We start from the raw sequence: 24,592 nt of genomic DNA on the forward strand, positions 1-24,592 counted from the left end.
AGGGCCAACACCAGAGCGGGGCCGCGGAGAATGGACAGCCATGCTCCGCAGGGCCAGAGAGTGGACAGCCATGCTCAGCTCTTCGCGCAGTGCCGGGCAATACAGGCCCTCAACACCTCACTATCGATCGGCTTGGTGATGTAGTCATTCATACCCGCCGCCCGGCATTCCTCGTCGGCGCCTTTCATGGCGTGTGCGGTGAGCGCGATGATCGGCGTGCGATGGGACGCCGATTCGCGAGCGCGGATTTGTTGCGTTGCGTGGCCTGATAGCCATCCAATTCGGGCATCTGGCAGTCCATTAGAATGACGTCGAAGTGCCCGGTCTCCCAAGCGCGGACCGCTTCCTTGCCGTTGGCGGCGACTTCGACCGTGCAGCCGATTTTCTCGAGCAGTTTCACGCCCACTTTCTGATTGACGAGATTGTCTTCGGCGAGCAATACGCGCGTTCGCTTCTCTCGCGCGCGCATCGCCAGCAATTCGTGCTGGGTGACGATGGGTGGTTTGGGCGCGTCGCGATCGTCGGGCGCGGCGCCCAGGACGATCATCAGGGTGTCCACCAGATCGCTGTGGCTCACGGGCTTCAGCAAATAAGCCGCGAATCCCATGCGTGAGAAATGCGAGCTTTCGCCGGGTTGGCCGGAGGAGGTGAGGAGCACCACCCGCGTGGAGTTGATCGCGGGATCTTCATTGATGAGCGCGCCGAGCTGTGAGCCATCCATCTCGGGCATGTCGTGGTCGAGTAGCGCGACTTCATAAGGAAGACCTGCTGCCGCCGCCATGCGCAATGTTTCGAGAGCGCGGGCAGCCGACGGCACGCACGTCGCCAGCATGCCGCAACGAGCCATCTGACCGGCCAGAATTTTAAGATTCGTTTGATTGTCGTCGACCACCAGGACCCGACGATCCTTGAGAGTCAGCGGCATGGGGGTGCGGTGCTGGATATTCTGATCCGCTACCGCGAAACGCAGCGTGAACCAGAACGTGGAGCCGTTGCCGGGCACGCTGCTGACGCCACATTTGCCACCCATCAGATCCGTGAGTCGGCGCACGATGGACAATCCTAGGCCGGTGCCGCCGAACTGGCGCGTGGTGGATGCATCGACTTGCGAGAAGGGCTGGAACAAACGATCGATGCGATCCGCGGGAATGCCTATGCCGGTATCGCGGACCTCGAACCGGACCAGCGTGCCACTGCTGTCCGACTCCATTACTTTGACCTCGATGGCAACCTCGCCTGTGGAGGTGAATTTCAGCGCGTTGCCACCGAGATTGGTGAGGATCTGGCGCAAGCGGCCGGGATCGCCTTTGACTGCAGCCGGCAAGTCCCCATCGATATCCAGCGCCAGCTCCAGCCGTTTGCGATGCGCCTGGAACGCAATCATCCGGCCAACGTCTTCGACGATGCTGCGCAGGTCCATGTCGACCTGCTCGAGGTCGAGCTTGCCCGCCTCGATCTTGGAGAAGTCCAGAATGTCGTTGATCACGGTGAGCAGTGCTTTGCCGCTCTCGTGAATGGTCCGCGCGTAGTCACGCTGCGTGTGGTCCAGCGAGGTGTCGAGCAGCAACTCCGCCATGCCGAGCACGCCGTTGATGGGTGTCCGGATCTCATGGCTCATGTTGGCAAGGAACTCGCTCTTCGAGCGATTGGCAGCTTCTGCCGCTTCGCGAGCAACTCGCATCTCGGCGACCATGCGCTTACCCATGGTGATATCTCTGCCGATGCCGACCAGCCCGGTCACACGGCCTCGGTCATCGTGCACCGGAATCTTGCTGGTCAGAAAATCGTGCGGCTGGCCGGCCGCATCGGTCACGATCTCCTCACGATCCACCAGCGGCTGACCCGAGCGGATCAACGCCTGCTCGTCTTCGTGAAAGCTCTTGGCAACCTCCCGGGGAAACAGATCGAAGTCGTGCTTGCCCAGCAGCTGATCCGGAGTCATGCCGAGATTGCGGGCGACCGCGAGGTTCGCCACGAGGAACCGGCCGTCCACGTCCTTCGCATAGATGAAGTCGGGAACGTTATCGATCACCGTGCGCAGCAGCGCACGCTCGCCCGACTGACGATCGTCGCCAGTGCGCTGAACCGCGCGTAGCCTGGCTACGAGATAGATAATGGACAGGCACAAGGCGATCGCCAGCCCGGCCAGGCTCCATAGCAATGTTTGTTGGACACCCATGCGCTCCACCCTGCAGCGACCCGGCGCCGCGATGTAAGACGGCGCACTCTTATTTCTGCGAGGAGGACCATCGCAAGGTAGCGTTATCACTGTCCAGCACCGAGCAAGCACTTTGTGACGCGATGCACCGGCCGTTACAGAATGCGGAACGTGCGTCTCATTTCCCTCGGTTGGGCTGTCAACGCGAGACAATACGAAATGTGACAATGCTCACAAGCCGCGCCGTTGAACTCGGCCACTGGGGCTACGCTATAAAACGCCGGCTCGTTCAACTGCCAGCTTCTGTTCAGTTTCTGCCCGGTATGATCCGGCGCGAATGTCCGATGTCATGGATGAATCTGATGCAAACGGAGATGATGCGAGCACTCGTGGTCGCAATTCTGGCGATGGTGGCATTCGGAGGCTGCACGCCTCAATCGGAGGTGTTCACCCCCAGGACGCCAGAGCGCAAGCAGCTGACCGAAGTCACGGACGCAGTCGTGCACCTCGTACGCGTCGCGTCGACCGGCGGAGCATCGTCCTCCGAGAAAAAATCAGCCCTACGCCGAGCGGTCGCGGCTGTCGCCGCGGCAGAACCGCAATTCCGGCAGCACAGTGATGCAGTAGTTAATTTAGACAATGCCGAAGCGCTCGGCTGCATCAGGGCGCAATCCATCGAAATCATGGACCTCGAAATTCTGCTCGCAAGGCTCGACGAGGCGCGGGAGCAGGAAGATGGGGGCGCGGTCAAACGTCGCGAGGCCATGCTCGTGCGAAGAGCCATGGATGCAACTCAATGCGCCATTGTCGCCGATCGGGTGCTGACACTTCGCAAAATCCGCCGTGACGCTCTCGAGCACGGTGCTGTCCTGATCTCAGAAATCTACGCGATCGCGGTGATACAGCGAACGGCGGCGGGACTGAGCGTCGATGCGCTACTGAGGGACCAGATCAAAATGTACGAATCCATTGTCACAAGGGTCGGCGCATATCGTGACGTGCCGGTCGTCACTGAGGCATTGCCTAAGCTGAAAATGTTGTTGGACGCCCACTGAACGTTGTTGGGCACCCACTAGCGGCTAGAAGCGGAGTAGCGCCTGGACACCCACCACACCAGCAGGGTCCGTGTTCGCCGGATTTCTAGCGAATTGCCCAGTTAGTGGAGTTCAAGGGCGTGATGGCCGCTGGAATGATGCGCTCATGGGCTATCCACGCAAGTTGCTCATTTCGCTGGAGGACACGCCGTACTACCACGTCGTTGCCCGCTGTGTACGTCGTGCCTGGCTGTGGGGCTACGACGCGTACGCAAGTAAGGACTACTCGCATCGCAAGGCCTGGGTCGTGCACCGGCTGCGTCACCTCGCTGATGTCTTCGCGATCGAGCTGTGTGCCTACGCCATCATGAGCAACCACTATCATCTGGTATTGCGAGTGGATCGGCAGCGAATCGCCGGCTGGAGTCATGCCGAGATTGTGACGAGATGGACTCAGCTCTTCAGCGCGCCGCCCTTGATCGAGCGTTGGCAGGATGGCCGCGCGAGCGCAGCCGAACAAATGATGGCCGAACAGTTGATCGAGCGCTGGCGCCTGCGATTGATCGATATCAGCTGGTACATGCGTTGTTTGAACGAGTATCTGGCGCGGCGGGCCAACGCCGAGGATGAGTGCACCGGCCGGTTCTGGGAGGGACGATTCAAATCGCAGGCGCTGCTGGACGATACAGGCTTGCTGACGGCGATGGCGTACGTCGACCTCAATCCGGTTCGGGCAGGCATTGCGGCGACACCCGAGGAGTCCGAGTTCACTTCGATCCACGCACGTTTACGGCAGTTCCGGCGTGAGTCGTTGCGGCCGCGGCAACCGCAAAGCGGCCGGGCGGGCGGTCAAGTACCGCCGCCATTGGTTCCCTTTAGCCAATCAGCCGGTCCGGATCGATCCCGCATACCGATGGAGTTCCTCGATTACCTGCAACTGCTCGATTGGAGCGGACGGCGACGCCGGGCAGGCAAGCCCGGAGCTATCGAGCAGGATCTGCCCTCCGTGCTGGCTCGATTGCAGATCGATGCGGATGCGTGGCTGCGAACGATGCGGCCGGGCGGTAACCTCTTTGGACGCGCCATAGGTCGACTCGAGCGCTTGCGGGCTCATGCCAGAAGACTAGGCCAGTGCTGGATTCGAGGCGTGGGGGCGACGCGGAGGTTACGGCAGACATAGTCATGGTCAGCGGCCGCGCTCGCTTCAAACCGCGACTTCGGCTTCCGTTGCAGCCTTCGCTGAGAACAGGTCGATCTTGAGTGAGGGATGTGCAGATCCCGTTGGCATCAGGAATTGATGGGTGTCCAGATCCTGAGGTTGATGGGTGTCCAGATTCTGAGGTTGGGCTCTTAGTGGGTGTCCAGGTTTTGGCTGAATCTGTGTCTGTTTTGGTCCGGTGCGGCCGCATATCCTCCGTCCGCTCTCATCCACCAGCACCAGCCTCCACCCCCATTGTGACATCACGCCGCCTTTCGCATGACCGCCTCTCGATAGCGATCCGAGTTGTCGCGGCGGTTGTAGGCGGCTACATCCTGACATCATTGGTGGTTGCCGTGCTCGCGCTGCTGTTGCCGATGCAACCAGCGGAGGCGGTGCTCGCGGCGACGATGCTCTCGTTTGCGATCTATGCCGGCATCGTATTGAGCGTGTTCGCGATTCGCAGTGACCTGCGCATGGTGCTGAGCCTGGTTGCCGCAATTGGCGTGTTCCGGGCGGCGCTGTGGCTGGCGACCAGGACGATGTGGGGATGACAGGCAGCTTTCGCCAATCGATGGCTGGGTTGCATCGCTGGGCCGGGATCGTCGTCGGCTGGATACTGTACGTGGTGTTCGTCAGCGGCACGCTCAGTTACTTTCGCGACGAGATTTCGCACTGGATGCGGCCTGAGTTGAGCCAGGCGCGGCCGCATCCCGACGCCATCGCACAGGCGCTGACCATTCTTCAGCAGCGGGCGCCGGATTCTCCTCGTTGGTTGATTGACGTGCCGAACGCCCGCAGTCCCACGTTGCGTCTGGGCTGGTCAGGTGGCGGCCAAACGAATTTACTTCGACGCTTCGAAAGTGTGGAGCTCGATCCGGTCACGCACGAAGAGCTCCGTAGCCGTAGCACACGCGGCGGTGAGTTCCTGCGTCAAGTACATTCGGAGCTCGGCGTGCCGTCGGAGCGGGGGCGCTGGATCGTGGGTGCGTGCGCGATGGTCATGTTCGTCTCGCTGCTCACTGGCATCGTCACTCACCGGAACATCTTTCGGAACCTGTTCACCTTTCGGCGGGGCACCGGCCCGCGTCCCTGGCGGGAAGCGCACACCATGGCGGGTGTGCTTGCTTTGCCTTATCACGTCATGATCACGTACACAGGGCTGGTCACGTTGATGCTCATGTACATGCCGGCCGCGGTGGACGCGCAATACCGCTACGACTCTGGTGCCTTCCTCGCGGAAATTCTTCCTAGTCCAGGTCCGAGCGCCGCTGTCGGTCGTTGTGCCAATCTGGCGCCGATTGCGCCGCTGTTGCGTGAGGCTGCTCGACGCTGGGACGGCGCGTTGCCCACGAGCATCAGCATCGACCATCCGAATGACGAGGGTGCTCGCATCCACATGCGACGCAGTGCTGAGGGGCGGATTTCGGCGAACGCGCAAGTGCTGACTTTCGACGGTACGACCGGCGAGGTCCTATGGTCCACACCGGATGAGCTGCCTGCGCTACGGGCGTATGGCGTTCTCAAAGGCCTGCACTCCGCTCATTTTTCGCCGACGACGCTACGCTGGTTGTTTGCGTTCTGTGCGATGCTGGGTGCAGCACTGGCGGCCAGTGGTCTGATTCTGTGGTCGGTCAAGCGTCTGCCAGCGGGAATTGATGGCTGTCCAGGTTTTGCTGCTGATCAGGAATTGATGGGTGTCCAGGCTCTCAGCCCGCGATGGGTGTCCAGGTTTTGGTCCAGGCTTTCAGGCCGCGCCATGGGTGTCCAGGTTTTGCAGGTTCTGAGCCGAGGCACGATCGCGGGAATCTGGTGGGCCATCGCTGGATACTTTCTGGCCAACCGCTTGCTGCCGATCGACCTGGCGCAGCGCTCGACGTGGGAGGTGCGCTGCTTCTTCATTTTTTGGGCGCTGAGTTTTGGTGTCGCGGCGCTACAGAGAGCTCGCGGCGCGTGGTCGACGCAGTTCGCCGTGGCGGCGCTGTTATTCGCATTGCTGCCTATCGTGAATGCGCTGACCACCAGCACGCACCTGGGCAATTCGATTGCGCAAGGCCTGTGGATCTACGCGGGCTTCGATCTAGCGATGCTGGGCCTGGCAGCGATGTTCGTGCTGGGTGTCCAGGTGTCGTCGGGGGCCGGACGGCGTTCGTGATGGGTGTCCAGGTTTCGAGGTTTCGTGATGGGTGTCCAGGTTTCGGGGGGCTTCAAGGGTCCGCGCGCATACAAGTTCTGCTGCGTGAGGCATCAGTCGGTACCTCGAAGGCGGACAGCAAGGCCGGCCCGAGCTGATACATGCCGCCCAGCCTCTTCGGCGCCGGGATCAGGCCTGGAACAAAGCCGCAGTGAGTAAGGGTGTCCAACACTGCCGGGTTGCTGCTGATCACGTGCACCGGGACGTCCCATGACGCGTCGACCCCGCTCACCATGGCCGGAGGTTGATGATCGCCGATGATGACGATGATCAGATCGTCCCGGCGCTGAGTGCGCAAATAGCCTGCGAACGTTTGCAACGAGTAAGTCAGCGCGTCCGTATAGCTCGGTGCGAGGTTGGTCCACTCGGGCCGTTGCGACAACGATTCATGCAACGGCGCTTCGTCGAAGGGCTCCGCGGCCAGCATCCGCGACCAGTCTGGTTGATAAGGCGGGGTCGGGCGGAAGGGGGTGTGCGTGGTGATGGTCGGAAAGACGACGAAGAGCGGCTTGCGATCGGTGCGGGGCGCCACTTCCAGTGTCTCCAGCTTGGCCAGCGAGAATTGATCGGGAATCCGCCACCAGCCGAACGCCGGACCCTGGTACTCCAGCGCACGATCGTCGTAGATCCGGTCGAAGTGATAGAACACGCCTTCGGGCCAATCCATTTTCAAGCCGGGCATCAGTCCGACGCGTCGATAACCGTGCTCGGCCAGCACGTCTCCGAACAAACGACGAGACTGCGTCATCAACAGCTGAGCGCGGCTGGAGTCCTTCACCTCGATGCCGGAGAGGAAATTCAAATGCGCCAGCCACGAGCCGCCGCCGAACGTGGGCGATTCCACATAGCCCGAGACGACGGTGCGGCCCGTATCGCTGACGGCGGCTGCCAGTTCGGCACGTGCCGGAGCGAGTGTTGCGAAGAAATCGGGATTGTCGTAAGCGACGCGCCCATACGATTCGACAAACACGACCATCACATCGCTGCGATCGATCGCCGACAGGGTCGATTCCAACGCAGGTGACGGCGGTAACTGGCGCACGGTGCCGCGCTCGAGCCACGCGGCGCCCACTTTTGCGAACTGCTGTCCGTACGTCTTGCCGATCGGCATGGAGTACCGGGGAATGCGGGGGCGCTCTGCAGCCGTGTTTTCCAGAGTGAAGCCGATGAAGACCATGATGGCCGCGACGCTGGCGGCCGCGCGCATGAGTGGGAACTGCAGCGCCCCGGCAATCTGACGCCACGACCAGAACGCTGCGTAGTAAAGCAGTGCCAAACCTGCAACTGCAGCCACGACGATCAGAGCGACCAGCCACGGAGCGGCGACACGCGACAGCATCGCCGCGACCGAGCTCATATGCGGCAGATCCCAGTAAAGGTTGACCTCGCGGCCATAGAGGGCAGGCGCGGTCACTTCCGCGTAGCGTCCAATCGCACCTAACACGAAGAGCACAGCGAGCACGCCCAGCATCCGGCGCGGTACTGCGTTTCGCACCTGCAGCCATGCAGACATCAACAACAGAATGCCGGCGAGCTCAATCGACAGTTCGCCCGCTGGACGGATGAAGGCGGTGGGCCAGACGTTGTGAAACGTAACGAGCGCGTTGAGTAGCCACAGCGCTGCGGCGACCGCAACGACACGCCACAGCAGCGCAGCGCTGGAGGTCCGACGGTCAGCAAACTCGATGGAACGATGCATCAGGTGACCGCCGTCGAATCCGAGCTACGCCGCTTGAGCGCAACGATGTCGACAAGGAAAGACCAAGCGAGCACGGCGAGCGCGCACGCGCACAGCGGCACGCTGACGTCACTACTGACGAAGGGAGCGATCGCAATCACCAAAGACACCATCTGTATTGCGGCAACAGTTTTCCGACGCTGGCTCGGCGGCAATGGCTGCTGAAGCCACGGCAGAAGCCAGGAGGCGACCACGAACGCATAGCGAATCAAACCGGAGATCAGCACCCACGCGCCGGCTTTCTCGAATTGCCACGCCAACAGGCTGAGCGTGAGTATCAGCAGCGCATCGGTTTCCATGTCGAAGCGCGCGCCGTACGCGCTGCTCATTTGTGTGCGACGTGCTGCCCAGCCATCCGCTGCGTCCAGGCCGGAGCTGAACATCGCGATGCCCAGCGCGGCCGCCTCGATCTGCGGTGTCGAGTCGGCACCGACCAAGCCAAGCAACAGCAGCACCATCGCGCCGCGTGCCATGGTGATGTGGTTGGCCACGCCCAAGCGGTCGAATGGATGATGCGCTCGCAACGGCCAGAACACGAGCAGGGCGCCGATGGAAAACAGCACCACGGTTCTGGACAGCAGCGTGCCGCCGAGGTTGAGGATCTCATCCATCATCCAGGCCGACGTCACCCCGAGCAGCATTATCGCTAGAATGCTCCGTAGCGCATTCTTCAGCAGCAGCCGGGAGCATTCCTCCTCCAGCATGTCCGATCGATCTCTCTCGTTCTGGGTTACTGGGCCGGCCTGCGGTGAGATCCGGCAATCGCCGCTCGCCGCACCGGGCGTCGGTGAACTCATCGTACAGGCGCTGTTCAGCGGTGTCAGTCGCGGCACCGAGTCGCTCGTCTTCAGGGGCAAAGTCCCGCCATCGGAGTACTCGCGGATGCGCGCCCCGTTCCAGGAGGGCGACTTCCCGACACCCGTGAAATATGGCTACTGCATGGTTGGCCGTGTAGTTCACGGCCCCTCGGAGTATGAGGGCCGCGAAATATTCTGCCTGCATCCGCATCAAGATCGCTTCGTTGTCCCCTCATCGGCGGTGCATCCGTTGCCGCCTGACGTACCCGCGCAGCGCGCCGTGCTGGCTGCGAACATGGAGACGGCGTTGAACGCGCTGTGGGATGCCGGCGTGCTGCCCGGCGATCGCGTCAGCGTGGTGGGCGCCGGTAGCGTAGGGTGTCTGGTGGCTCGGTTGGCCGCTCGCATTCCGGGGTGCGAAGTCGAATTGATCGACATTAACCCACGGCGCAGGGCGATCGCATGCGATTTGGGGGCGACGTTTGCATTACCTGACGACGCTCGTGGCGAAGCCGACATCGTCGTCCATGCAAGTGGTTCGGATGTCGGCGCCGCACTTGCTTTGCGCCTCGCCGGCTTCGAGGCCACGGTGCTGGAGCTGAGCTGGTACGGGGATCGGCAGGTGAGCTTGCCGCTCGGCGAAGCATTCCACTCGCGCCGGCTAGTCCTGAAATCGTCGCAGGTCGGCACGGTGGCCGGGCCTCGGCGCGCGCGTCGCACGTTACAATCGCGACTACAACTCGCCCTGTCTCTATTGAACGATGCAGCTCTCGACAAGCTCATCAACTCGGAAAGCCGTTTCATGGATCTGCCACGGACCATGGAGCAACTGTCCAGCGCACCGGGCGAGACGATCATGCACCGGGTGAGGTACGACTGATGTTTAGCGTTTGCGTTCGCGAGCACATGATGATCGCGCACAGTTTCCAAGGTGAAGTGTTCGGGCCGGCGCAGCGGCTGCACGGTGCGACGTACGTCGTCGATGTCGAATTCCGCAGGCGCGAGCTGGATGCGGATTCGATCGTGGTGGACATCGGGCGCGCCGGCGAAGAACTGAAGTCGATCGTGGCAGCGCTGAACTATCGCAACCTCGATGAAGTGCCGGAATTCCGCGGCCGGAACACCACTACTGAATTTCTCGCCAAGGTCATTTTCGATCGCCTCGCAGCGAGCGTGCACGCAGGCAAGCTCGGTGAGGGCGCGCGCGAGATCGACTCGTTGCGCGTGACGCTGCACGAGTCGCACGTTGCATGGGCCGCGTACGAAAGTAGCCTCAAGTGAAGTAGCAGGTGCGCGGCTGGATACTTCAATCACAAGTGGGCATGCGCTAGTGCTGGTCCTGCCGGGCGACCTGCTCACCGCCACTGGCGGCTACGAGTACGATCGACGCATGCTCGAAGGGTTGCGACAGCTGCGCTGGAACTCGACGGTTGTCGCGCTCGATAGCAGTTTTCCCACGCCGACCGCGCAGGCGCTCGAAGACGCACAACGACAACTCTCGGCATTGCCTGCCGACAGTCTCGTCGTGATCGATGGGCTGGCGTTAGGCGCGATGCCGGAGGTGGTGCACGCTCACAAGGATCGCTTGCGCATGGTCGGGCTGATCCATCATCCGCTTGCGGCCGAGACCGGGCTGTCGCCGGAGCTCGTCAGCCGACTGCACGAGTCGGAGCGCCGCGCTTTGCAAGCCATGCGTCTGGTCGTTGTGACCAGTCAGCGCACAGGACGAGCATTGGCCGACTTCGATGTCGCAAGCGACCGCATCGCGGTGGTCGAACCGGGAGTCGATCAGCCGCGCCACGCGGACGAGCGGGTCTGCGATCCCGACGCGCCGGTGCGCATGTTGTGTGTCGCCACTGTCACCGCGCGCAAAGGCCATGAGCTCCTGGTCGACGCGCTCACCGATCTCACCGAGATGGATTGGACACTCACGTGCGTGGGCAGCGTGGAGCGCAGTCCGGCGACAGTGCGCGCATTAAAAATGCGCATCGAGGCGTCCGGTTTGGAAGATCGTGTCACTTTGATGGGTGAGCTCGACGAAGCTGCGCTCCAGCGACAGTTTCGTGCCGCCGATCTCTTCGTATTGGCCACACACTACGAAGGCTATGGCATGGTCGTGGCTCAGGCGCTCGCGCATGGCTTGCCGATCATCAGCACGCGAACTGGGGCCATCGAGGAGTTGGTGCGACCAGAGGCTGGCGTGCTGGTTGAGCCTGGCGATTGGACCGCTTTGCGGGATGCATTGTCGCGAGTGCTGGCCGATGCGGACCTGCGACGGCAGCTTGCTGCTGGAGCGCGCGCCGCAGGCGCGAAGTTATCCAGCTGGAGCGCCGCATCCGAACGCATGTCCGAGATCCTGGCCAGTGTCGCCGGAGCGCTGAGATGAGTGGATTCAGTCCCGACTGGCTCGAGCTGCGAGAGCCTTGCGACACCCGTGCCCGTAGTGAAGAGCTTGTGATTGCTTTGCGTTCGCTGCTGGTATCACGACCGCTGCGAGTGCTCGACCTCGGCGCGGGCACAGGTGCGAACATCCGCTATATGGCTCCGTTACTCGGCGGCGAGCAACGCTGGTGCCTCGTGGATAACGATCCTCGATTGATCGAGCGTCAGCCCGCGATATTGGAGGGTGCGCACTTTCAATGCGAGGTGATCTCACAGCAACTGGATCTCGCGACTGATCTGAGTTCGCTGCCGATATCGCAGTGCCAGCTCGTCACGGCTTCGGCGCTGCTCGATCTGGTGTCGGCTGACTGGTTGGCGTCGCTGGCGTCGCGATGCGCGGCGCTGAGCGTGCCCGTGCTGTTCTCTTTGAGTTACGACGGACGCGTGCAGTGTCTGCCGGACGACCCTGATGACGAGTGGGTGATCGGTCTCGTGAATCGCCATCAGCGGGGTGACAAAGGATTCGGCCCCGCGTTGGGTCCCGATGCGACGCGCTATGCGTGCGAGGTGTTTGCAGCGCTTGGTTTTCAAACACGGATCGCGCCGAGCGATTGGCTGATCGAATCCGAGGAGCGAGCCTTTCAGCGGGAGCTGATTGCGGGCTGGAGCGGCGCGGCCCGCGAGATGGCACCTTCGGAGGCGGCGCGCATCGAGCGCTGGAGCGGGCGCCGCGACGCCGACATCGCGTCGGGATCGTCGCGCATTCGAGTGGGCCATCAGGATTTCATGGCGTGGCCTACAGCACCTTGCGAATGATGGACGGGGCGTTCTCGATCGGCGAATGGCTGCGCATATCGCAGTCGAAGAGAACATCGCCGCCAAGTGCATAGACGCGCGGCGGCGGTCGCACGCAATCTCGCAGTTGATCGGCCGAAGGGATCCGCAGCCCGGGGCGGCCTTCGCCGATGACGAACGGCGCCACGACGATATGCATACGATCGATCAGCCTGGCCGCGAGAAATGCCGAAACGGTGACGCCGCCGCCTTCCACCAAAATGGTCCGCATGCCTCGTGACCCCAACTCCGCCAACAGCGCGCGCAGGTCCAGTTTGCCGGCGAGTGTGTCGACTTCGATGTCTTCGACGTTGGCAGATTCGAGCTGTGCTGGCAGTGGCACGCCGCGAGCCCGCACGCGCAGCGTCGGTGCCTGACCATCGCTGAACACCTGATGAGTGATCGGCAGTCGCAGCTGCGGATCGAGCACCACGCGCACAGGATTCGGGCCATCCACCAATCGTGTCGTCAGGCGCGGATCGTCGGCCGCCACTGTGCCGGCACCGACGATGACGCAATCGCTGAGCGCGCGCAGACAATGCAGATGCAGGATGCTCGTCGGTCCGGTCACGAAATGTGACTGTCCATTCGCCGTCGCGATGAAGCCGTCGAGGCTCTGCCCGAGTTGTCCCAGCACCAGCGGCGAGTCGGTGCGAGCTGCGATCAGCGGCAGGTACATATCCAAGCAGACTTGCCGCTCATCTGATGCGGGCAGCAACGATCGCCAGCCGTGATCGAACGCAAGGATCGGCTGTTTTCCGCTTGCCGCCGGCTCGAGCTTCTGGCCATCGAAAGCGAATTGCGCGCCATTCTCGATCCGATTGCCGCCGCGGACGGCATCGGCGGCCGCACGAACCAGCGGCCATGCTTGTCTGTAAAGATGCGTCATAGACCCCATTGCCGAATTCGCGGTACGCTGCTGTGCATGATCGCAGGAACGAATTGCATGGAGGCTACGTTACCGGGCACGCCAATACTTTTGCAAAGACGCTTCAAAGTGCAGGAAATCAACGGTGATCCGGCGCTGGTCGCCATCGAACGAGCCATCCACGAGTTACGTTGCGGGCGGGCTCTGTATTGCTGCGAGACGGATGATTCCGGCGCGGTTCGGCGCGGCATGCTGGTGGCGGCCGCGGAAACAGTCTCGACGACCTTGCTGGCGCGCCTGGAGCAGGTGGCGGGGAAGGCCGGTCTGGCGCTCGCAATTACCCGAGAGCGCGCCGAAACGCTGGGATTTTCTGCCTCTGCAGCGGATGGCGTCGACCACGACGCGGTACTGTTGCGCACGCATCAGCTGACTTCGGCGTCAGTTGTGGGGTGGCTCGCCGGTGTCCACCCGAGCAACTCTGGACTGATCGCATCGGATCGTCGCTTTGCCGTCGAGCCGTGCGATACCCTCATCGCCGACGTGTTGCAGCTGGCCAAGAGCGCACGCTTGTTGCCAGCAGCTCTGATCATTCCGTTACCGACAGCACCGCAGGAAGTGCTGACGATCACCAAAGCTCAGCTCGAGCGACTCGTGCCGTCAGCAAGTTCCGACCTCGAGCGGGTCAGTGAAGCACGCGTGCCTCTGGCCGGTCACGAGGAGTGCCGTCTGGTGCTGTTTCGCGATAATCGCGACGCTGCCGAGCATGTCGCCGTGCTGATCGGTTCCCCGAAGCCCGGGCCCGTGTCGGTCCGTTTGCATTCCGCGTGTCTGACCGGAGATCTGCTTGCCAGCCTGCGTTGTGACTGCGGCGACCAGCTGCGCAGCGGAGTCGAGCAACTGGCTGCCGTCGGTGGCGGCGTCTTGCTCTATCTGGCACAAGAGGGACGCGGCATTGGACTGGCCAACAAGCTGCGCGCTTATGAGTTGCAAGATACTGGCTTGGATACCATCGAGGCCGACAGGCACTTGGGTTTCGGTGCAGATGAGCGCAGCTATGGTGCGGCGGCCAGCATGCTTCGACACCTGGGCATGACTCGTATCCAGCTACTCACGAACAATCTGGACAAGATCGAGGCGCTGCGCAGCGCAGGCATCGAAGTGGTCGGCGGTCAAAGCTTGATCGGCGCAGTGAATCGGCACAACGCCCGCTATGTGCACGCCAAGCGCGAGCGCGCCGGACACTTGCTGCCCGAGATCAATCTGGACGAGATTCTCTAGTCGCGGGCGCGGTTCACGGCCGCAACGTGGCCAGCGGCGTCGACTGACACTCTTCTATCAGGGTTGCGAGCTTGTCGGCCTGATGGGAGAGCAGCATCTCGCCACGCTTTGCATCTGCCCGAGCTGCGTTCCCGCAGACGCCGTGCTCGCTGAGATCCTGGCTCATCCAGCCAAATCCGATCGGTTTCTCGGGCCCGAGCAATTCGTTGCGAGCGGCCATGTCGTGGGTGAGTGCTCGAAAGTCGGCCAATGCCTCCTGACGGACCAGCTCTGGCCTCAGATGCAACATGAGCGATGTTTCCATTTCGCCGCCGTGGATCCCGTGCCGTAACTCATCTGCGCTAAACAGCCCCGAGGGACTGCCAAAAGAAAAGTAGTTCGCGCGCACCACCAGCATTCCCAGTTCCTGCCGCAGTCGAAGCGCGGCTAGCTGCACGAGCGGAATGTTCCCACCGTGCGTATTGAGAATGATGAGTTTGCGCAGGCCGGTTCGCGCGACGCTGCGACCGATCTCCAGCCACGTGGCAAGCAATGGCTCCGCGGCTACGCTCAGCGTGCCTGCGAATGCAATGTGTTCCAGGCTGTGTCCGATGGCCATGGGTGGCAGCACCAGCAGGTCTTCTCGCACTCGCTGCATCGTCGAACGTACCAGTCCCTCGCAGATGATTGCATCAGTCGCGAGCGGCAGGTGTGGGCCGTGCTGTTCTACGGCGCTTACCGGCAGCAGCGCGACCGTGCGCTCCGGCTCTAGTTCGAGCAGGTCGCGGGTCGTGCAGTTTTCCCAATAACAGGTCGTAATCATCTCGCGACTTTAGCACTGGCTGCCCGATGTGCGGATGGTAGTGCGCAAAATAGGGCGCCAACCTGCGCGGTACGGGTTAGCGGGTTAGCCCATGACGATGTCGATGCTAAAACGGGGAGCGCTCCTGCTCGCGGCGCTCGCGTTCACGGCCCTGGTCCAGGCTGCCGACATTTCCGGCGCCGGCGCGACCTTTCCCTATCCGATCTATGCGAAGTGGGCCGACGCGTATAAGAAACAAACCGGCGTGGGGCTCAACTATCAGTCGATCGGCTCGGGCGGCGGCATCAAACAGATCAAAGCGAAGACGGTGACGTTTGGGGCATCCGACATGCCTTTGCAGCCGGCGCAGTTGCAGGCCGCGGGGCTGGTGCAGTTTCCAATGGTCATCGGTGGCGTCGTGCCGGTCGTGAACATCAAAGGGCTGAGCGCCGGTGCGCTGACGCTGGACGGCCCGACGCTCGCCGGCATCTACCTGGGTGAGATCACCAAATGGAATGACAGTCGCATCGGCCAACTCAATGCAAATCTCACGCTGCCCGCGCTGGCGATCGCACCGATCTATCGCTCCGACGGCTCGGGCACGAACTTCCTGTTCACGGACTTTCTTGCCAAGGTCAGCCCCAAGTTCAAACAGAGCATCGGCGCCAATACCTCGGTGCAGTGGCCAATCGGCATTGGCGCGAAAGGTAACGAAGGCGTCGCCAATATGGTTGCGCAGACCGGCGGGGCCATCGGCTACGTCGAATTCGCCTTCGCAAAGCAGAACAGGCTCACGTATGTGCGGTTGAAGAATCACGACGGCAAAGTCGTCGTGCCGCAGGCGAGTGCGTTCCAGGCGGCAGCCGCGAGCGCCGATTGGGCGACGGCGGATAGTTACTATCTGATTCTCACCAATCAACCTGGCGAGCACAGCTGGCCGATTACGGGCGCGAGCTTCATCCTCATGCATCGCGACGTGCAGGACAGGCAAGCCGCGGCCGAGGCGCTCAAGTTCTTTGCGTGGGCATTTGCCAATGGCGCTTCCATGGCGCAACAGCTCGACTATGTGCCGTTACCAAAGAATCTGATCGAGCAGGTGGAGCAGACCTGGCGCTCATCGATCACGTCTGGCGGCAGCGCGGTCTGGGACGGTCGGTAATATCGAGCAAGCGCACGGCTCCGAGGCGATCATGCCAACTGCGGTAATCACATCACAGAACGCCCAGCATGCCACTCGCGCATTCATGTCGCGCGAGGCTCGCATCGAGCGGGCGTTTCGCGGATTGACGCTTGCATCGGCGGTAGCGGTGCTGGTGTTGCTCTCCGGCATCATCGTTACTCTCATTCACGGCAGCTGGCCGGCGCTGCGTACGTTCAAGCTGCAGTTCCTGACCACCGAGGTTTGGAATCCCGTTACCGAGCAATTCGGTGCGCTCGCGCCTTTGTACGGCACTGTCATTACCTCGGCGATCGCAATGTTGATTGCGATTCCGCTCGCCTTCGGGATTGCGGTGTTTCTTACGGAGACCTGTCCGAGATGGCTGCGCGGGCCGATATCTACCGGCATCGAGCTGCTCGCGGCGGTGCCCAGTATCGTGTATGGCATCTGGGGCCTGTTCGTTCTGGCGCCGCTGCTTCAACAATATGTGCAGCCGTGGTTGATCGATGTTGCGGCTCCCATTCCCGGCATCAATGCGCTGTTCAGTGGCCCGCCTTTCGGCATCGGCGTGCTGACCGCTGGATTGGTGCTGGCGATCATGGTGCTGCCTTTCATCACGGCGGTGATGCGCGAAGTGTTTCGGATGACGCCGATTGCCTTGAAAGAGGCGGCCTATGCAGTCGGTGCCACGCAATGGGATGTCGTCTGGGACGTGGTGGTGCCGTCGGCTCGGGGCGGCATCGTCGGTGGCGTAATGCTGGGGCTGGGCCGGGCGCTCGGAGAAACGATGGCCGTCACGTTTGTGATCGGCAACGCACATCGCATCAGCATGTCGTTGCTCGCGCCCGGCACGACGATTTCGGCCGCCATCGCCAATGAATTCACCGAAGCGGTGGGCGATTTGTACGCCTCTTCATTGATCGCGCTCGGTCTGCTGTTGTTCGTCATTACCTTCGTGGTGATCGCGGTGGCCCGGTTGCTGTTGCTGCGGATGGAGCTACGGTCGGGGCGCATGCAATGACTCGTGGGCTACGTAGACGCAAGGTCATAGCGTGGGTTGCGATGAGCGCCAGCGCGCTCGCTACGCTCGCGGGCCTGGCGGTGCTCGGGCTGATTCTGTGGACGCTGATCGCCCGCGGCGTGAGCGGCTTGTCTTTCGATGTCTTTACGCAAATGACACCAGCGCCCGGCAACGCCGGTGGCTTGCTCAACGCACTCTATGGCAGCCTGATGATGACGCTCATCGGGTTTGCCATGGGCACACCTATCGGCGTGCTCGCGGGAACCTATCTTGCCGAATACGGGCGCGGGCGTCGGTTGAGCACGCTGATGCGCTTCATCAACGACGTCCTGTTGAGCGCGCCATCCATCATCATCGGCCTGTTCGTCTACACGTTGCTGGTGACGACGATGGGCCATTTCTCAGCGATTGCCGGCGCCGTGGCGCTGTCCATCATTTTGATTCCCGTCGTGGTGCGAACCACAGAGGATATGCTGATGGTCGTGCCTGACTCGATTCGCCACGGCTCGGCGGCGCTCGGTGCGCAGCCCTGGCGCACGATCACGCATATCGTGTACCCGGCGGCCAAGCGCGGACTCGTCACCGGTGCCTTGTTGGGCATCGCGCGCATCAGCGGCGAGACGGCCCCGTTGTTGTTCACGGCGTTGAACAATCAGTTCTGGAGCACCGATCTGCGCCAGCCCATGGCCAATCTGCCGGTGGTGATCTTCCAGTTTGCAATGAGCCCGTATCGGGACTGGCAGTCGCTCGCGTGGACCGGCGCGCTGTTGATCACAACCTTCGTGCTCGCATTGAGCATCATTGCCCGCGCCCTGTCGGGCAGCTCAGGGGATCACCACACTCTGTGAGGTCGAGGGATCTTTGCGGTCCGGCGAAGGTCTCACCAGTCGCGCGACAGGAAATGGTTTCGCCGCGCTCACACCTACTCCCGATGGAGAACTCACTGAATGTCAAGCGGCCGTCGTCTCGCAATCATGCTCGCGCTCGCCGTGGCGCAGGTCGTGTCGGTAAAAGCCGCAATGGCGGCAGAAGTTGCCAAGGCGCAGCGGCCTCCCGTCATCAAGAACCTGGAGCAGCAGGGCTTGGAAATCTTCGGCGAGTTTGATGCGCCCGGAGGGTTGCGCGGTTTCGCCGGAGCTTCCGGCAGCGGGCCGGTGGCCTTGTATGTCACGCCGGACGGGGAGCACGCGGTCGTCGGCGCGATGGTGAATTCGAAGGGAGAAGATATGAGTGCTGCCGTGCTGGAGCGTCTGGTCTCGCAGCCGCTGTCGCAACGGATGTGGGAGCAGCTGGAACGAAGTCAGTGGGTCATCGACGGCAACGCCTCCGCGCCGCGGGTGGTGTACGTGTTCACCGATCCCAACTGCACGTACTGCCATCGCTTCTGGGAGGCGTCGCGGCGCTGGGTCCAATCGGGCAAGGTCCAGCTCAGGCACATCCTGGTGGGCGTCATCCGTGCCGACAGTGCAAACAAGGCGGCCGCGATTCTGACCGCGAAATCTCCGTCCGAAGCATTGACTCGCAACGAGCAGCGGCAGGCGGAGGGCGGCATCGAGGGTGTCAAAACAGTTTCAGCCGAAGTGCAGGCCAAGCTCGATGCGAATGAGCGCCTGATGCACCAGCTCGGCATCCAGGGCACGCCCGGCATTTTGTTTCGCGATGAAAGGGGCATCGTGCAATCCCGCTCGGGAATGCCTGCGCCGGAAGATATGAGGACGGTGTTGGGATCGTTCTGAGTGACCGAAGTCGGCGATCAAGCCCGTGGCGGATCGCTGAGCGAGTGGCAAATTTGCTCGTAAAGCTCGGTCCGGGTGAAAGGCTTGGAGAGCAGCGCGATGTCCATCGAGGCATGCGTCGAGGTGGACGAGGGCATTTGGGCGTAACCGCTCGTGAACAACAGTCGCACCTTCGGATATTGGCGTTGCACGGCGGCTGCCAGCTCTCGACCGTTCAGTCCCGGCAGGCCGATATCGGTGAACAACAGATCGATGCGTCGATTGCGCTCCAGGATCTTCAGTGCCTCGGATGCATCGCTCGCCTCGATCACATTCAATCCGAACTCGCGCAATGTGTCCGTCGTAAAGCTTCTCACCGCGTCGTTGTCCTCGACGACGAGAATCGTTTCGTCCCGGGTTGGCTTTGCAGTCGCAGCGACTAACGTCGCGGGGCCCTGATCCTCGGTGGTGGCGCTCTGAGGGAGATAGATCTTGATCGTCGTGCCTTGTCCTGGGCGACTATAGATCTTGACGTGCCCGCCTGATTGTTTGACGAAGCCGAAGACCTGACTGAGTCCGAGCCCGGTCCCCTGGCCCAGCATCTTGGTCGTGAAAAATGGATCGAACGCTCGCTCGACGACCTCGGGCGACATGCCGGTGCCGGTGTCGGTGACACAGATCAGGATATACGTGCCGGGCTTCAGTTCCGGCAGCAGATGCGCATCGTCTTCAGTCACGCTCGAGGTTGCCGTTTCAATGGTCAATGTGCCGCCATCGGGCATTGCGTCGCGCGCATTCACGACCAGGTTCAGCAGTGCATTCTCGAGCTGGTTCGCATCGACCTCGGCGATGCCCGCCGCATCGTCCTGGAGGCGGCGTATGTGCACCTTCTCCGGTAGCGTGCGGCGAATCATTTCGGTCCACCCCGCCAGCAAGTGATTGATCTCGACAGGTTTGGGTTTGAGCGGCTGGCGGCGCGCGAAGGCGAGCAGTTGCTGCGTCAGGGTGGCCGCCCGCTGCGCCGCGCGTAACGCGTGATCGACGCGGCGTCGCCAGCGAATGCGTTCCGGGGGCAGCTCCAGGGAAAGGCTATCGAGGTTGCCGAGGATCACTGTCAACAGGTTGTTGAAGTCGTGTGCGACTCCCCCGGTCAGCTGACCGATCGCCTCCATCTTCTGCGCTTGATTCAACTGCTCCTGCATCAGCCGGGGTGCGGTCATATCGCGCGTGATCTTGGCGAATCCGAGCAACTCGCCCGCCGGCGATTGCAGCGCGTCGACCAGGACACTGGCCCAGAATCGGGTGCCATCCTTCCTTACGCGCCAGCCTTCGCCTTCGAATTTGCCGGTGCGCTCGGCAGTGCTGAGCGCATGAGCCGGTAGCTCCGCGCGACGGTCTTCCGGGGTGTAGAAATCACTGAAGTGCCGCCCGACGATCTCCTTGGCGGTATAACCTTTGATGCGCTCCGCGCCCGGGTTCCAGGTGACCACGTAGCCGGTGCGGTCGATCATGTAGATGGCGCAATCGCGCACGCCATCGATCAGGCGGGCCAACTGCCGGCCGCTGTCCTCCAGTCCCGGGCTGGCCGCCAGGTCGCTCACGGGAGGTGCGGTTGTATCGAATTGCTGTCCCATGAAGTAACAACTGCGGCAGGACGGCGTCAGTTCACTGCAATCGAATTATTTGAATCGCCTGCCCATGCGGCGCAGATTCAAACGCTCGACCATCGCTTCGACTTGCGACAGTACGTCTGCATGTTGGCCCGCTCGCAGACCGCAGATGGTGTTGCTGCTCTGGGAGATCACATATCGGTGCCACACTGCATTGCTACCGTCGGGCGCGGGAGCGCGAACGATCTCCTCAATGCGGAAAGGCTGCTCGACCGACAATGTTCCAAACTTGACCATGGGTCAGCAACTTCGGATGTCGGTCATAGCGCCGCAACTTCGCCTGTAAGCGATCGCCCGGGGGTGGCGTCCCGGGCGAGCCGAATTACCAGCGCCGTTGACCGCCGCCACCGCCACGGGGCTTGTCCTGCGCCTCGTTGACCTTGAGTGCTCGGCCGCCCATGTCCTGGCCGTTCAGGCTCTGGATGGCGCGTGCAGCGTCGGCGCGAGGCATTTCGACGAAGCCAAAGCCACGAGGCTGACCGGTCTCGCGATCACTGATCAATGCAACCGACTCGACCGTGCCATGCTGAGAAAACAACGTGCGTAAGCTGTCTTCTGTGACGGAAAAGGGCAGATTGCCCACGTAAATCTTGCTCATTTGCAACTCTCTGAAAAAGGGCGTTCGGACGAATCGAAAGAACGCAGATAGACCTGACAGCGCCAGCGACGCCATCGCCAAGGTTCGAGAACGATTCGGTTTAGGTTGCGTGGCCGAGAGGCGCCGGGACGGCGGTGGCCAGACGAAGATAAAGAGAAAGGTTACGAGCCAAGCCCACTATACATCTTCATGGACGGCCACGCTCGGGTTTCTTGCAACGGCTGCTACATGCTCACCGCACGCGCCTCGAGCGCGATCGTGAATGCTCCGCGACGGGCAAACTCGATGAAGCTCTGCAATTGTGAGTGCAAGGATCGCTCGGCTTCCGTGTGATTCCCATCCTGCGCCCGAGCGTGCGTTCGAAGCATGCCTGAGATGAATGGCGATCGTTGCGCTGCGCTCAGTGCGGCCGCCCATTGTGCGGAGTCATCCGCTTCGACCCGCTTACTATCCTCACTGTCGCCGGGCTGATAGTCATGTTTGATCGGGTTGTGTCGCGCTCGCTGGCCATGCTGGGGCAGATAGGTGGTTCCCGCCGGATGCCACCCGAACGTCCGGCCGAGATCGCGAATGAAATTCCAATCCGTCAAGGTGCACGTGAACTGGTCATCATCGTCGGTTCTGGACAGCGCCACGACAGAACCCGCTTGCCGGGTCGCGTGCCGATTCGTGCGCTGTGATCTCATGCCGTTGCCAACTACGCCATCAAAGCAAGGCTTGTCGTTCGTGGCGGTTTTGCTCGCAGTGGCCTGACGAGGTGTTGTGCTGGTCCACGCACCAGGCGTGTTACATGCGAATATCCCAGCAATTCGCCGTCACCCAGCAGGATGCTTTGCATGACCGTCGCACCCCAGAATATTTCTCCGCCCGGCCGGCGTCGCCAGCCACGCTGCGTATCCACGCCGTACTCGGTCGCGATGGACAAGTGACGGGCGGGAACGTGTAGCGCGATATCATCTGGCAGATAGAACTGCGACATGTGGCGATTCAGGACGCCAGGATCATAGGGGCGGGCGCGTGGTAAGTGGTCGTGCCAGGAAATCACGATGCCGCTGGCGTCGAGGATGGCTATGGCGCAGCGATCGGCGCGTTCCACGCTTGTGATGTGAATCTGCTGGCCTCGCGCGGCGAGTAGACGGCGTCGCCAGTTCGTGCAGTCCTGCGAATCGACGTCTGAATTCGAGACGGTGGGAATTGTCCAGTAGCGTGCGGAAGCTGTGCCATTGGCCCCGCCGCTCACTCGCGCTAGTGCGCGACTGACGCTCCGATGCAGTCTGTATATGTTCACGAAGCTCTCCGACAGTGTGGTGAAGGAATGGGCGCGCGCAGTAAGGTGAGGCAGGCTCTGCTGCACGTCGAGCAATACGCAATGCTGCGCGAGGTAGTGGCCAGGCATCCTTCGCCAATGCGGACGACTCCACAAACTCTTTGCAGTGTGCGCGCAGTCAGTGCAAATAGATACGGATTGGAAGATAAATTAAATAAACCGCATCGTAGGCCGCCAGCTACGCCAGGTCGCCTGGACGACTCCCAAGCAAGTTGCTGTAAACAGTAGTAGGCTGCGCGCCCTTTTTTTCGCGGCGTGATAACTATATGAATTGGACTTTGGCAGAGAATAACTGGGCGCAATTCCAGGGCACGGTCAAGGCGCGCTGGCTGAAGCTCGATGAGGAGCAATTGCGTGCGATCGCTGGCAAGAGAGCCTCGCTACTGAGCGCAATTCAAGAGGTTTACGGCATCAATCGCAGCGAGGCGGAGCGAGAGATCCGCGCATTCGAGGCGCGCAACAAGAATTATCGGCCAAAGTAGCGCCTGGGCCAGCAGGCGCGTTCGACGACGAACATAACACTAACGATTACAACGATCTCGATACGTTCAATGGAGTTCTCAAAGGAGTAGAAGTAGCGCGCACGCGCGGGCGCGCAGATTTATACCTATCTAAAGGCCACCGAAGCGCGCACACTGCTCGCCGGCTAGTACCATGGAGAAATGGCTTGCGCACTTGGGCGACCACCCGACTCGTTGCTGGATGTACTGCGGTATTGCTCGTTGCAGTGACGGTTAGCGGTCAAGCGCAGAACTCACATTCTGCTATTCCGGATAATGCGCGTCAGAGAAGCTATGGTGGCGGCTGGGAATGCGTGCGCGGCTATCGAGAGGTGGCGGGGCGTTGCGTCACCGTGGTCGTTCCGGCCAATGCCTATTTAGAGGCTCGAGGCTCGTCCTGGCGCTGTGATCGGGGATTCCGTCGTGAAGGCGAGCAATGCACGGCCGTGCGAGTGCCGCAGAATGGTTATGCGGTGGACTCCGGCTTCGATCAGGGCTGGCGCTGCAATCGCGGCTATCGCGCGGTTGGCGAATCCTGCGTGAAGATCGAACTGCCCGCACATGCCTACCTGCTCGACTCGATCCACAGCTTCGGCTGGCAATGCGATCGAGGCTTCAGGCAGACGCAGGATCGGTGTGTCGCGATCGATGTTCCTGCTAACGCATATCTCGTTCGCGCCGGTGACGATTGGCAGTGTGAGCGCGGCTTTCAGCGGATCGACAACCAGTGCTCCCCCATAGTCATCCCGGCGAACGCATACCTCGATGACCGTGGTCGTGAATGGCGCTGCGAGCGTGGCTTTCGCAAGCAAGACGCGAGCTGTGTCGCTGTGCGAGTTCCAGCCAATGCGTTCATCGGTTACGCGGGAGACGATTGGTCGTGCGAAGCGGGCTTTCGCAAGCATGAGAGCGCGTGCGTCGCGGTGCCCGAGAGTTGAACATGCAGGTGAGGATATGAGACATCCACACCGGTCGGCAGCGTTGCATGCCGCGCTGCGCTTTGTGATCACGAACGAGATGCCCTCGGAGCACAAAGCTACTTTGATCGACGTACTGACCCAGGCTATTCGTGACGAAGAGGCAGCTAAACTGCGTCGTGAGGCGGTTGCTCGGTCGCAAGGAGAATGGCAGGAGCCGGAGATCGTGCAGCTGAAAGCCTTCTTGCACGGCCGAACTGCAACGAGCTGGCAGCACGCGGATGAGTGCGTGATGCAGTTGGCGACGCAATTGCACCGTGACCCGGCGTCGGTTCGTTGCAAGGCTACGGAGCTCGGCCTGGGAACCGCGGTGGATTACCGATTCGCCAGGCAACTCAAGCCGAGTCGCGAAGAGTGACCGTC

27 protein-coding genes are annotated in these 24,592 nt (G+C 61.7%); 16 read left to right on the plus strand and 11 right to left on the minus strand.

The window, feature by feature from the left end:
- Nucleotides 1–74 precede the first annotated feature (74 nt).
- Together D0550_RS37155 and D0550_RS15510 are read right to left on the minus strand one after the other, a co-directional pair.
- Nucleotides 75–188, minus strand: a complete 114-nt coding sequence (locus tag D0550_RS37155; protein ID WP_414717297.1) for a hypothetical protein — start codon at nucleotides 186–188, stop codon at nucleotides 75–77.
- Nucleotides 185–2,179: a PAS domain-containing hybrid sensor histidine kinase/response regulator gene (locus D0550_RS15510; protein WP_116810098.1), complete on the minus strand. Its 1,995-nt coding sequence runs from the start codon at nucleotides 2,177–2,179 to the stop codon at nucleotides 185–187. The genes D0550_RS37155 and D0550_RS15510 overlap by 4 nt, the downstream gene beginning before the upstream one ends.
- 332 nt (nucleotides 2,180–2,511) lie before the next feature.
- Here D0550_RS15510 and D0550_RS15515 point away from each other — a divergent pair, with 332 nt between their 5' ends.
- The 4 genes from D0550_RS15515 (at nucleotide 2,512) to D0550_RS15530 (ending at nucleotide 6,545) form a co-directional block, all read left to right on the plus strand.
- A complete protein-coding gene (locus D0550_RS15515; protein ID WP_206606315.1) occupies nucleotides 2,512–3,213 on the plus strand; it encodes a hypothetical protein in 702 nt (233 codons plus the stop codon).
- Between the two features lie 145 nt (nucleotides 3,214–3,358).
- Nucleotides 3,359–4,372 (plus strand): transposase, encoded by a 1,014-nt coding sequence (locus D0550_RS15520; protein ID WP_116810100.1) that lies wholly within the window; start codon nucleotides 3,359–3,361, stop codon nucleotides 4,370–4,372.
- Between the two features lie 374 nt (nucleotides 4,373–4,746).
- Nucleotides 4,747–4,944: a hypothetical protein gene (locus tag D0550_RS15525; protein ID WP_206606316.1), complete on the plus strand. Its 198-nt coding sequence runs from the start codon at nucleotides 4,747–4,749 to the stop codon at nucleotides 4,942–4,944.
- Nucleotides 4,941–6,545 (plus strand): PepSY-associated TM helix domain-containing protein, encoded by a 1,605-nt coding sequence (locus tag D0550_RS15530; RefSeq protein ID WP_153067188.1) that lies wholly within the window; start codon nucleotides 4,941–4,943, stop codon nucleotides 6,543–6,545. Before D0550_RS15525 ends, D0550_RS15530 begins: the two co-directional genes overlap by 4 nt.
- A 52-nt stretch (nucleotides 6,546–6,597) precedes the next feature.
- On the opposite strand, the gene D0550_RS15535 is transcribed toward D0550_RS15530, so the two are convergent.
- Nucleotides 6,598–8,283, minus strand: a complete 1,686-nt coding sequence (locus tag D0550_RS15535; protein ID WP_116810102.1) for an alkaline phosphatase family protein — start codon at nucleotides 8,281–8,283, stop codon at nucleotides 6,598–6,600.
- Nucleotides 8,283–9,026 (minus strand): CDP-alcohol phosphatidyltransferase family protein, encoded by a 744-nt coding sequence (locus D0550_RS15540; protein ID WP_161965848.1) that lies wholly within the window; start codon nucleotides 9,024–9,026, stop codon nucleotides 8,283–8,285. The genes D0550_RS15535 and D0550_RS15540 overlap by 1 nt, the downstream gene beginning before the upstream one ends.
- Here D0550_RS15540 and D0550_RS15545 point away from each other — a divergent pair.
- Genes D0550_RS15545 through D0550_RS15560 form a run of 4 tightly spaced genes read left to right on the plus strand, consistent with a single transcriptional unit; the run spans nucleotide 9,025 to nucleotide 12,317 of the window.
- Nucleotides 9,025–9,999, plus strand: a complete 975-nt coding sequence (locus tag D0550_RS15545) for a zinc-dependent alcohol dehydrogenase (RefSeq protein WP_116810196.1) — start codon at nucleotides 9,025–9,027, stop codon at nucleotides 9,997–9,999. The two genes, D0550_RS15540 and D0550_RS15545, sit on opposite strands and share 2 nt — an antisense overlap.
- Nucleotides 9,999–10,400, plus strand: coding sequence for a 6-pyruvoyl trahydropterin synthase family protein (locus D0550_RS15550; protein ID WP_116810104.1), 402 nt, complete (start codon nucleotides 9,999–10,001; stop codon nucleotides 10,398–10,400). Before D0550_RS15545 ends, D0550_RS15550 begins: the two co-directional genes overlap by 1 nt.
- 49 nt (nucleotides 10,401–10,449) lie before the next feature.
- Nucleotides 10,450–11,505, plus strand: coding sequence for a glycosyltransferase family 4 protein (locus tag D0550_RS15555; RefSeq protein ID WP_206606317.1), 1,056 nt, complete (start codon nucleotides 10,450–10,452; stop codon nucleotides 11,503–11,505).
- Nucleotides 11,502–12,317 carry a class I SAM-dependent methyltransferase gene (locus D0550_RS15560; protein WP_153067190.1) on the plus strand — a complete coding sequence of 272 codons (816 nt, stop codon included), beginning with the start codon at nucleotides 11,502–11,504 and terminating at the stop codon, nucleotides 12,315–12,317. Before D0550_RS15555 ends, D0550_RS15560 begins: the two co-directional genes overlap by 4 nt.
- Here the strand turns inward: D0550_RS15560 and D0550_RS15565 are convergent.
- Nucleotides 12,298–13,224, minus strand: a complete 927-nt coding sequence (locus D0550_RS15565) for a RibD family protein (protein ID WP_161965849.1) — start codon at nucleotides 13,222–13,224, stop codon at nucleotides 12,298–12,300. The two genes, D0550_RS15560 and D0550_RS15565, sit on opposite strands and share 20 nt — an antisense overlap.
- A 57-nt stretch (nucleotides 13,225–13,281) precedes the next feature.
- On the opposite strand from D0550_RS15565, the gene D0550_RS15570 reads away from it, so the two are divergent.
- Nucleotides 13,282–14,481 carry a GTP cyclohydrolase II gene (locus tag D0550_RS15570; RefSeq protein ID WP_116810107.1) on the plus strand — a complete coding sequence of 400 codons (1,200 nt, stop codon included), beginning with the start codon at nucleotides 13,282–13,284 and terminating at the stop codon, nucleotides 14,479–14,481.
- A gap of 13 nt (nucleotides 14,482–14,494) precedes the next feature.
- On the opposite strand, the gene D0550_RS15575 is transcribed toward D0550_RS15570, so the two are convergent.
- Nucleotides 14,495–15,283: a creatininase family protein gene (locus D0550_RS15575; RefSeq protein ID WP_116810108.1), complete on the minus strand. Its 789-nt coding sequence runs from the start codon at nucleotides 15,281–15,283 to the stop codon at nucleotides 14,495–14,497.
- 91 nt (nucleotides 15,284–15,374) lie between these two features.
- On the opposite strand from D0550_RS15575, the gene pstS reads away from it, so the two are divergent.
- From pstS to dsbG, 4 genes are all read left to right on the plus strand, one after another.
- The gene (gene pstS / locus D0550_RS15580) at nucleotides 15,375–16,421 is read left to right on the plus strand and encodes a phosphate ABC transporter substrate-binding protein PstS (protein WP_116810109.1); all 1,047 of its coding nucleotides are present in this window, start codon (nucleotides 15,375–15,377) and stop codon (nucleotides 16,419–16,421) included.
- A 31-nt stretch (nucleotides 16,422–16,452) separates the two neighbouring features.
- Nucleotides 16,453–17,442, plus strand: a complete 990-nt coding sequence (gene pstC, locus D0550_RS15585) for a phosphate ABC transporter permease subunit PstC (protein ID WP_116810110.1) — start codon at nucleotides 16,453–16,455, stop codon at nucleotides 17,440–17,442.
- Between the two features lie 41 nt (nucleotides 17,443–17,483).
- Nucleotides 17,484–18,290 carry a phosphate ABC transporter permease PstA gene (gene pstA / locus D0550_RS15590; RefSeq protein WP_241520814.1) on the plus strand — a complete coding sequence of 269 codons (807 nt, stop codon included), beginning with the start codon at nucleotides 17,484–17,486 and terminating at the stop codon, nucleotides 18,288–18,290.
- Between the two features lie 99 nt (nucleotides 18,291–18,389).
- Nucleotides 18,390–19,178, plus strand: coding sequence for a thiol:disulfide interchange protein DsbG (dsbG, locus tag D0550_RS15595; protein ID WP_116810112.1), 789 nt, complete (start codon nucleotides 18,390–18,392; stop codon nucleotides 19,176–19,178).
- Between the two features lie 17 nt (nucleotides 19,179–19,195).
- On the opposite strand, the gene D0550_RS15600 is transcribed toward dsbG, so the two are convergent.
- The 5 genes from D0550_RS15600 to D0550_RS15620 form a co-directional block, all read right to left on the minus strand.
- Nucleotides 19,196–20,758: a PAS domain-containing sensor histidine kinase gene (locus D0550_RS15600; protein WP_206606318.1), complete on the minus strand. Its 1,563-nt coding sequence runs from the start codon at nucleotides 20,756–20,758 to the stop codon at nucleotides 19,196–19,198.
- Nucleotides 20,759–20,836: 78 nt separating this feature from the next.
- Complete coding sequence (locus tag D0550_RS15605) at nucleotides 20,837–21,064, minus strand: hypothetical protein (RefSeq protein WP_116810114.1); 228 nt, start codon at nucleotides 21,062–21,064, stop codon at nucleotides 20,837–20,839.
- A gap of 85 nt (nucleotides 21,065–21,149) precedes the next feature.
- Nucleotides 21,150–21,425: an RNA recognition motif domain-containing protein gene (locus D0550_RS15610; protein ID WP_116810198.1), complete on the minus strand. Its 276-nt coding sequence runs from the start codon at nucleotides 21,423–21,425 to the stop codon at nucleotides 21,150–21,152.
- A gap of 224 nt (nucleotides 21,426–21,649) precedes the next feature.
- A complete protein-coding gene (locus D0550_RS15615) occupies nucleotides 21,650–22,060 on the minus strand; it encodes a hypothetical protein (protein WP_153067191.1) in 411 nt (136 codons plus the stop codon).
- A 62-nt stretch (nucleotides 22,061–22,122) separates the two neighbouring features.
- The gene (locus tag D0550_RS15620) at nucleotides 22,123–22,713 is read right to left on the minus strand and encodes a hypothetical protein (RefSeq protein ID WP_153067192.1); all 591 of its coding nucleotides are present in this window, start codon (nucleotides 22,711–22,713) and stop codon (nucleotides 22,123–22,125) included.
- A gap of 305 nt (nucleotides 22,714–23,018) precedes the next feature.
- Here D0550_RS15620 and D0550_RS15625 point away from each other — a divergent pair, with 305 nt between their 5' ends.
- The 3 genes from D0550_RS15625 (at nucleotide 23,019) to D0550_RS15635 (ending at nucleotide 24,587) form a co-directional block, all read left to right on the plus strand.
- Nucleotides 23,019–23,234 (plus strand): CsbD family protein, encoded by a 216-nt coding sequence (locus tag D0550_RS15625; RefSeq protein WP_116810117.1) that lies wholly within the window; start codon nucleotides 23,019–23,021, stop codon nucleotides 23,232–23,234.
- A 332-nt stretch (nucleotides 23,235–23,566) separates the two neighbouring features.
- Nucleotides 23,567–24,190: a hypothetical protein gene (locus D0550_RS15630; protein ID WP_153067193.1), complete on the plus strand. Its 624-nt coding sequence runs from the start codon at nucleotides 23,567–23,569 to the stop codon at nucleotides 24,188–24,190.
- Nucleotides 24,191–24,206: 16 nt separating this feature from the next.
- Nucleotides 24,207–24,587, plus strand: coding sequence for a hypothetical protein (locus tag D0550_RS15635; protein WP_153067194.1), 381 nt, complete (start codon nucleotides 24,207–24,209; stop codon nucleotides 24,585–24,587).
- Nucleotides 24,588–24,592: the final 5 nt, after the last annotated feature.

The organism is Steroidobacter cummioxidans, from assembly GCF_003104955.1.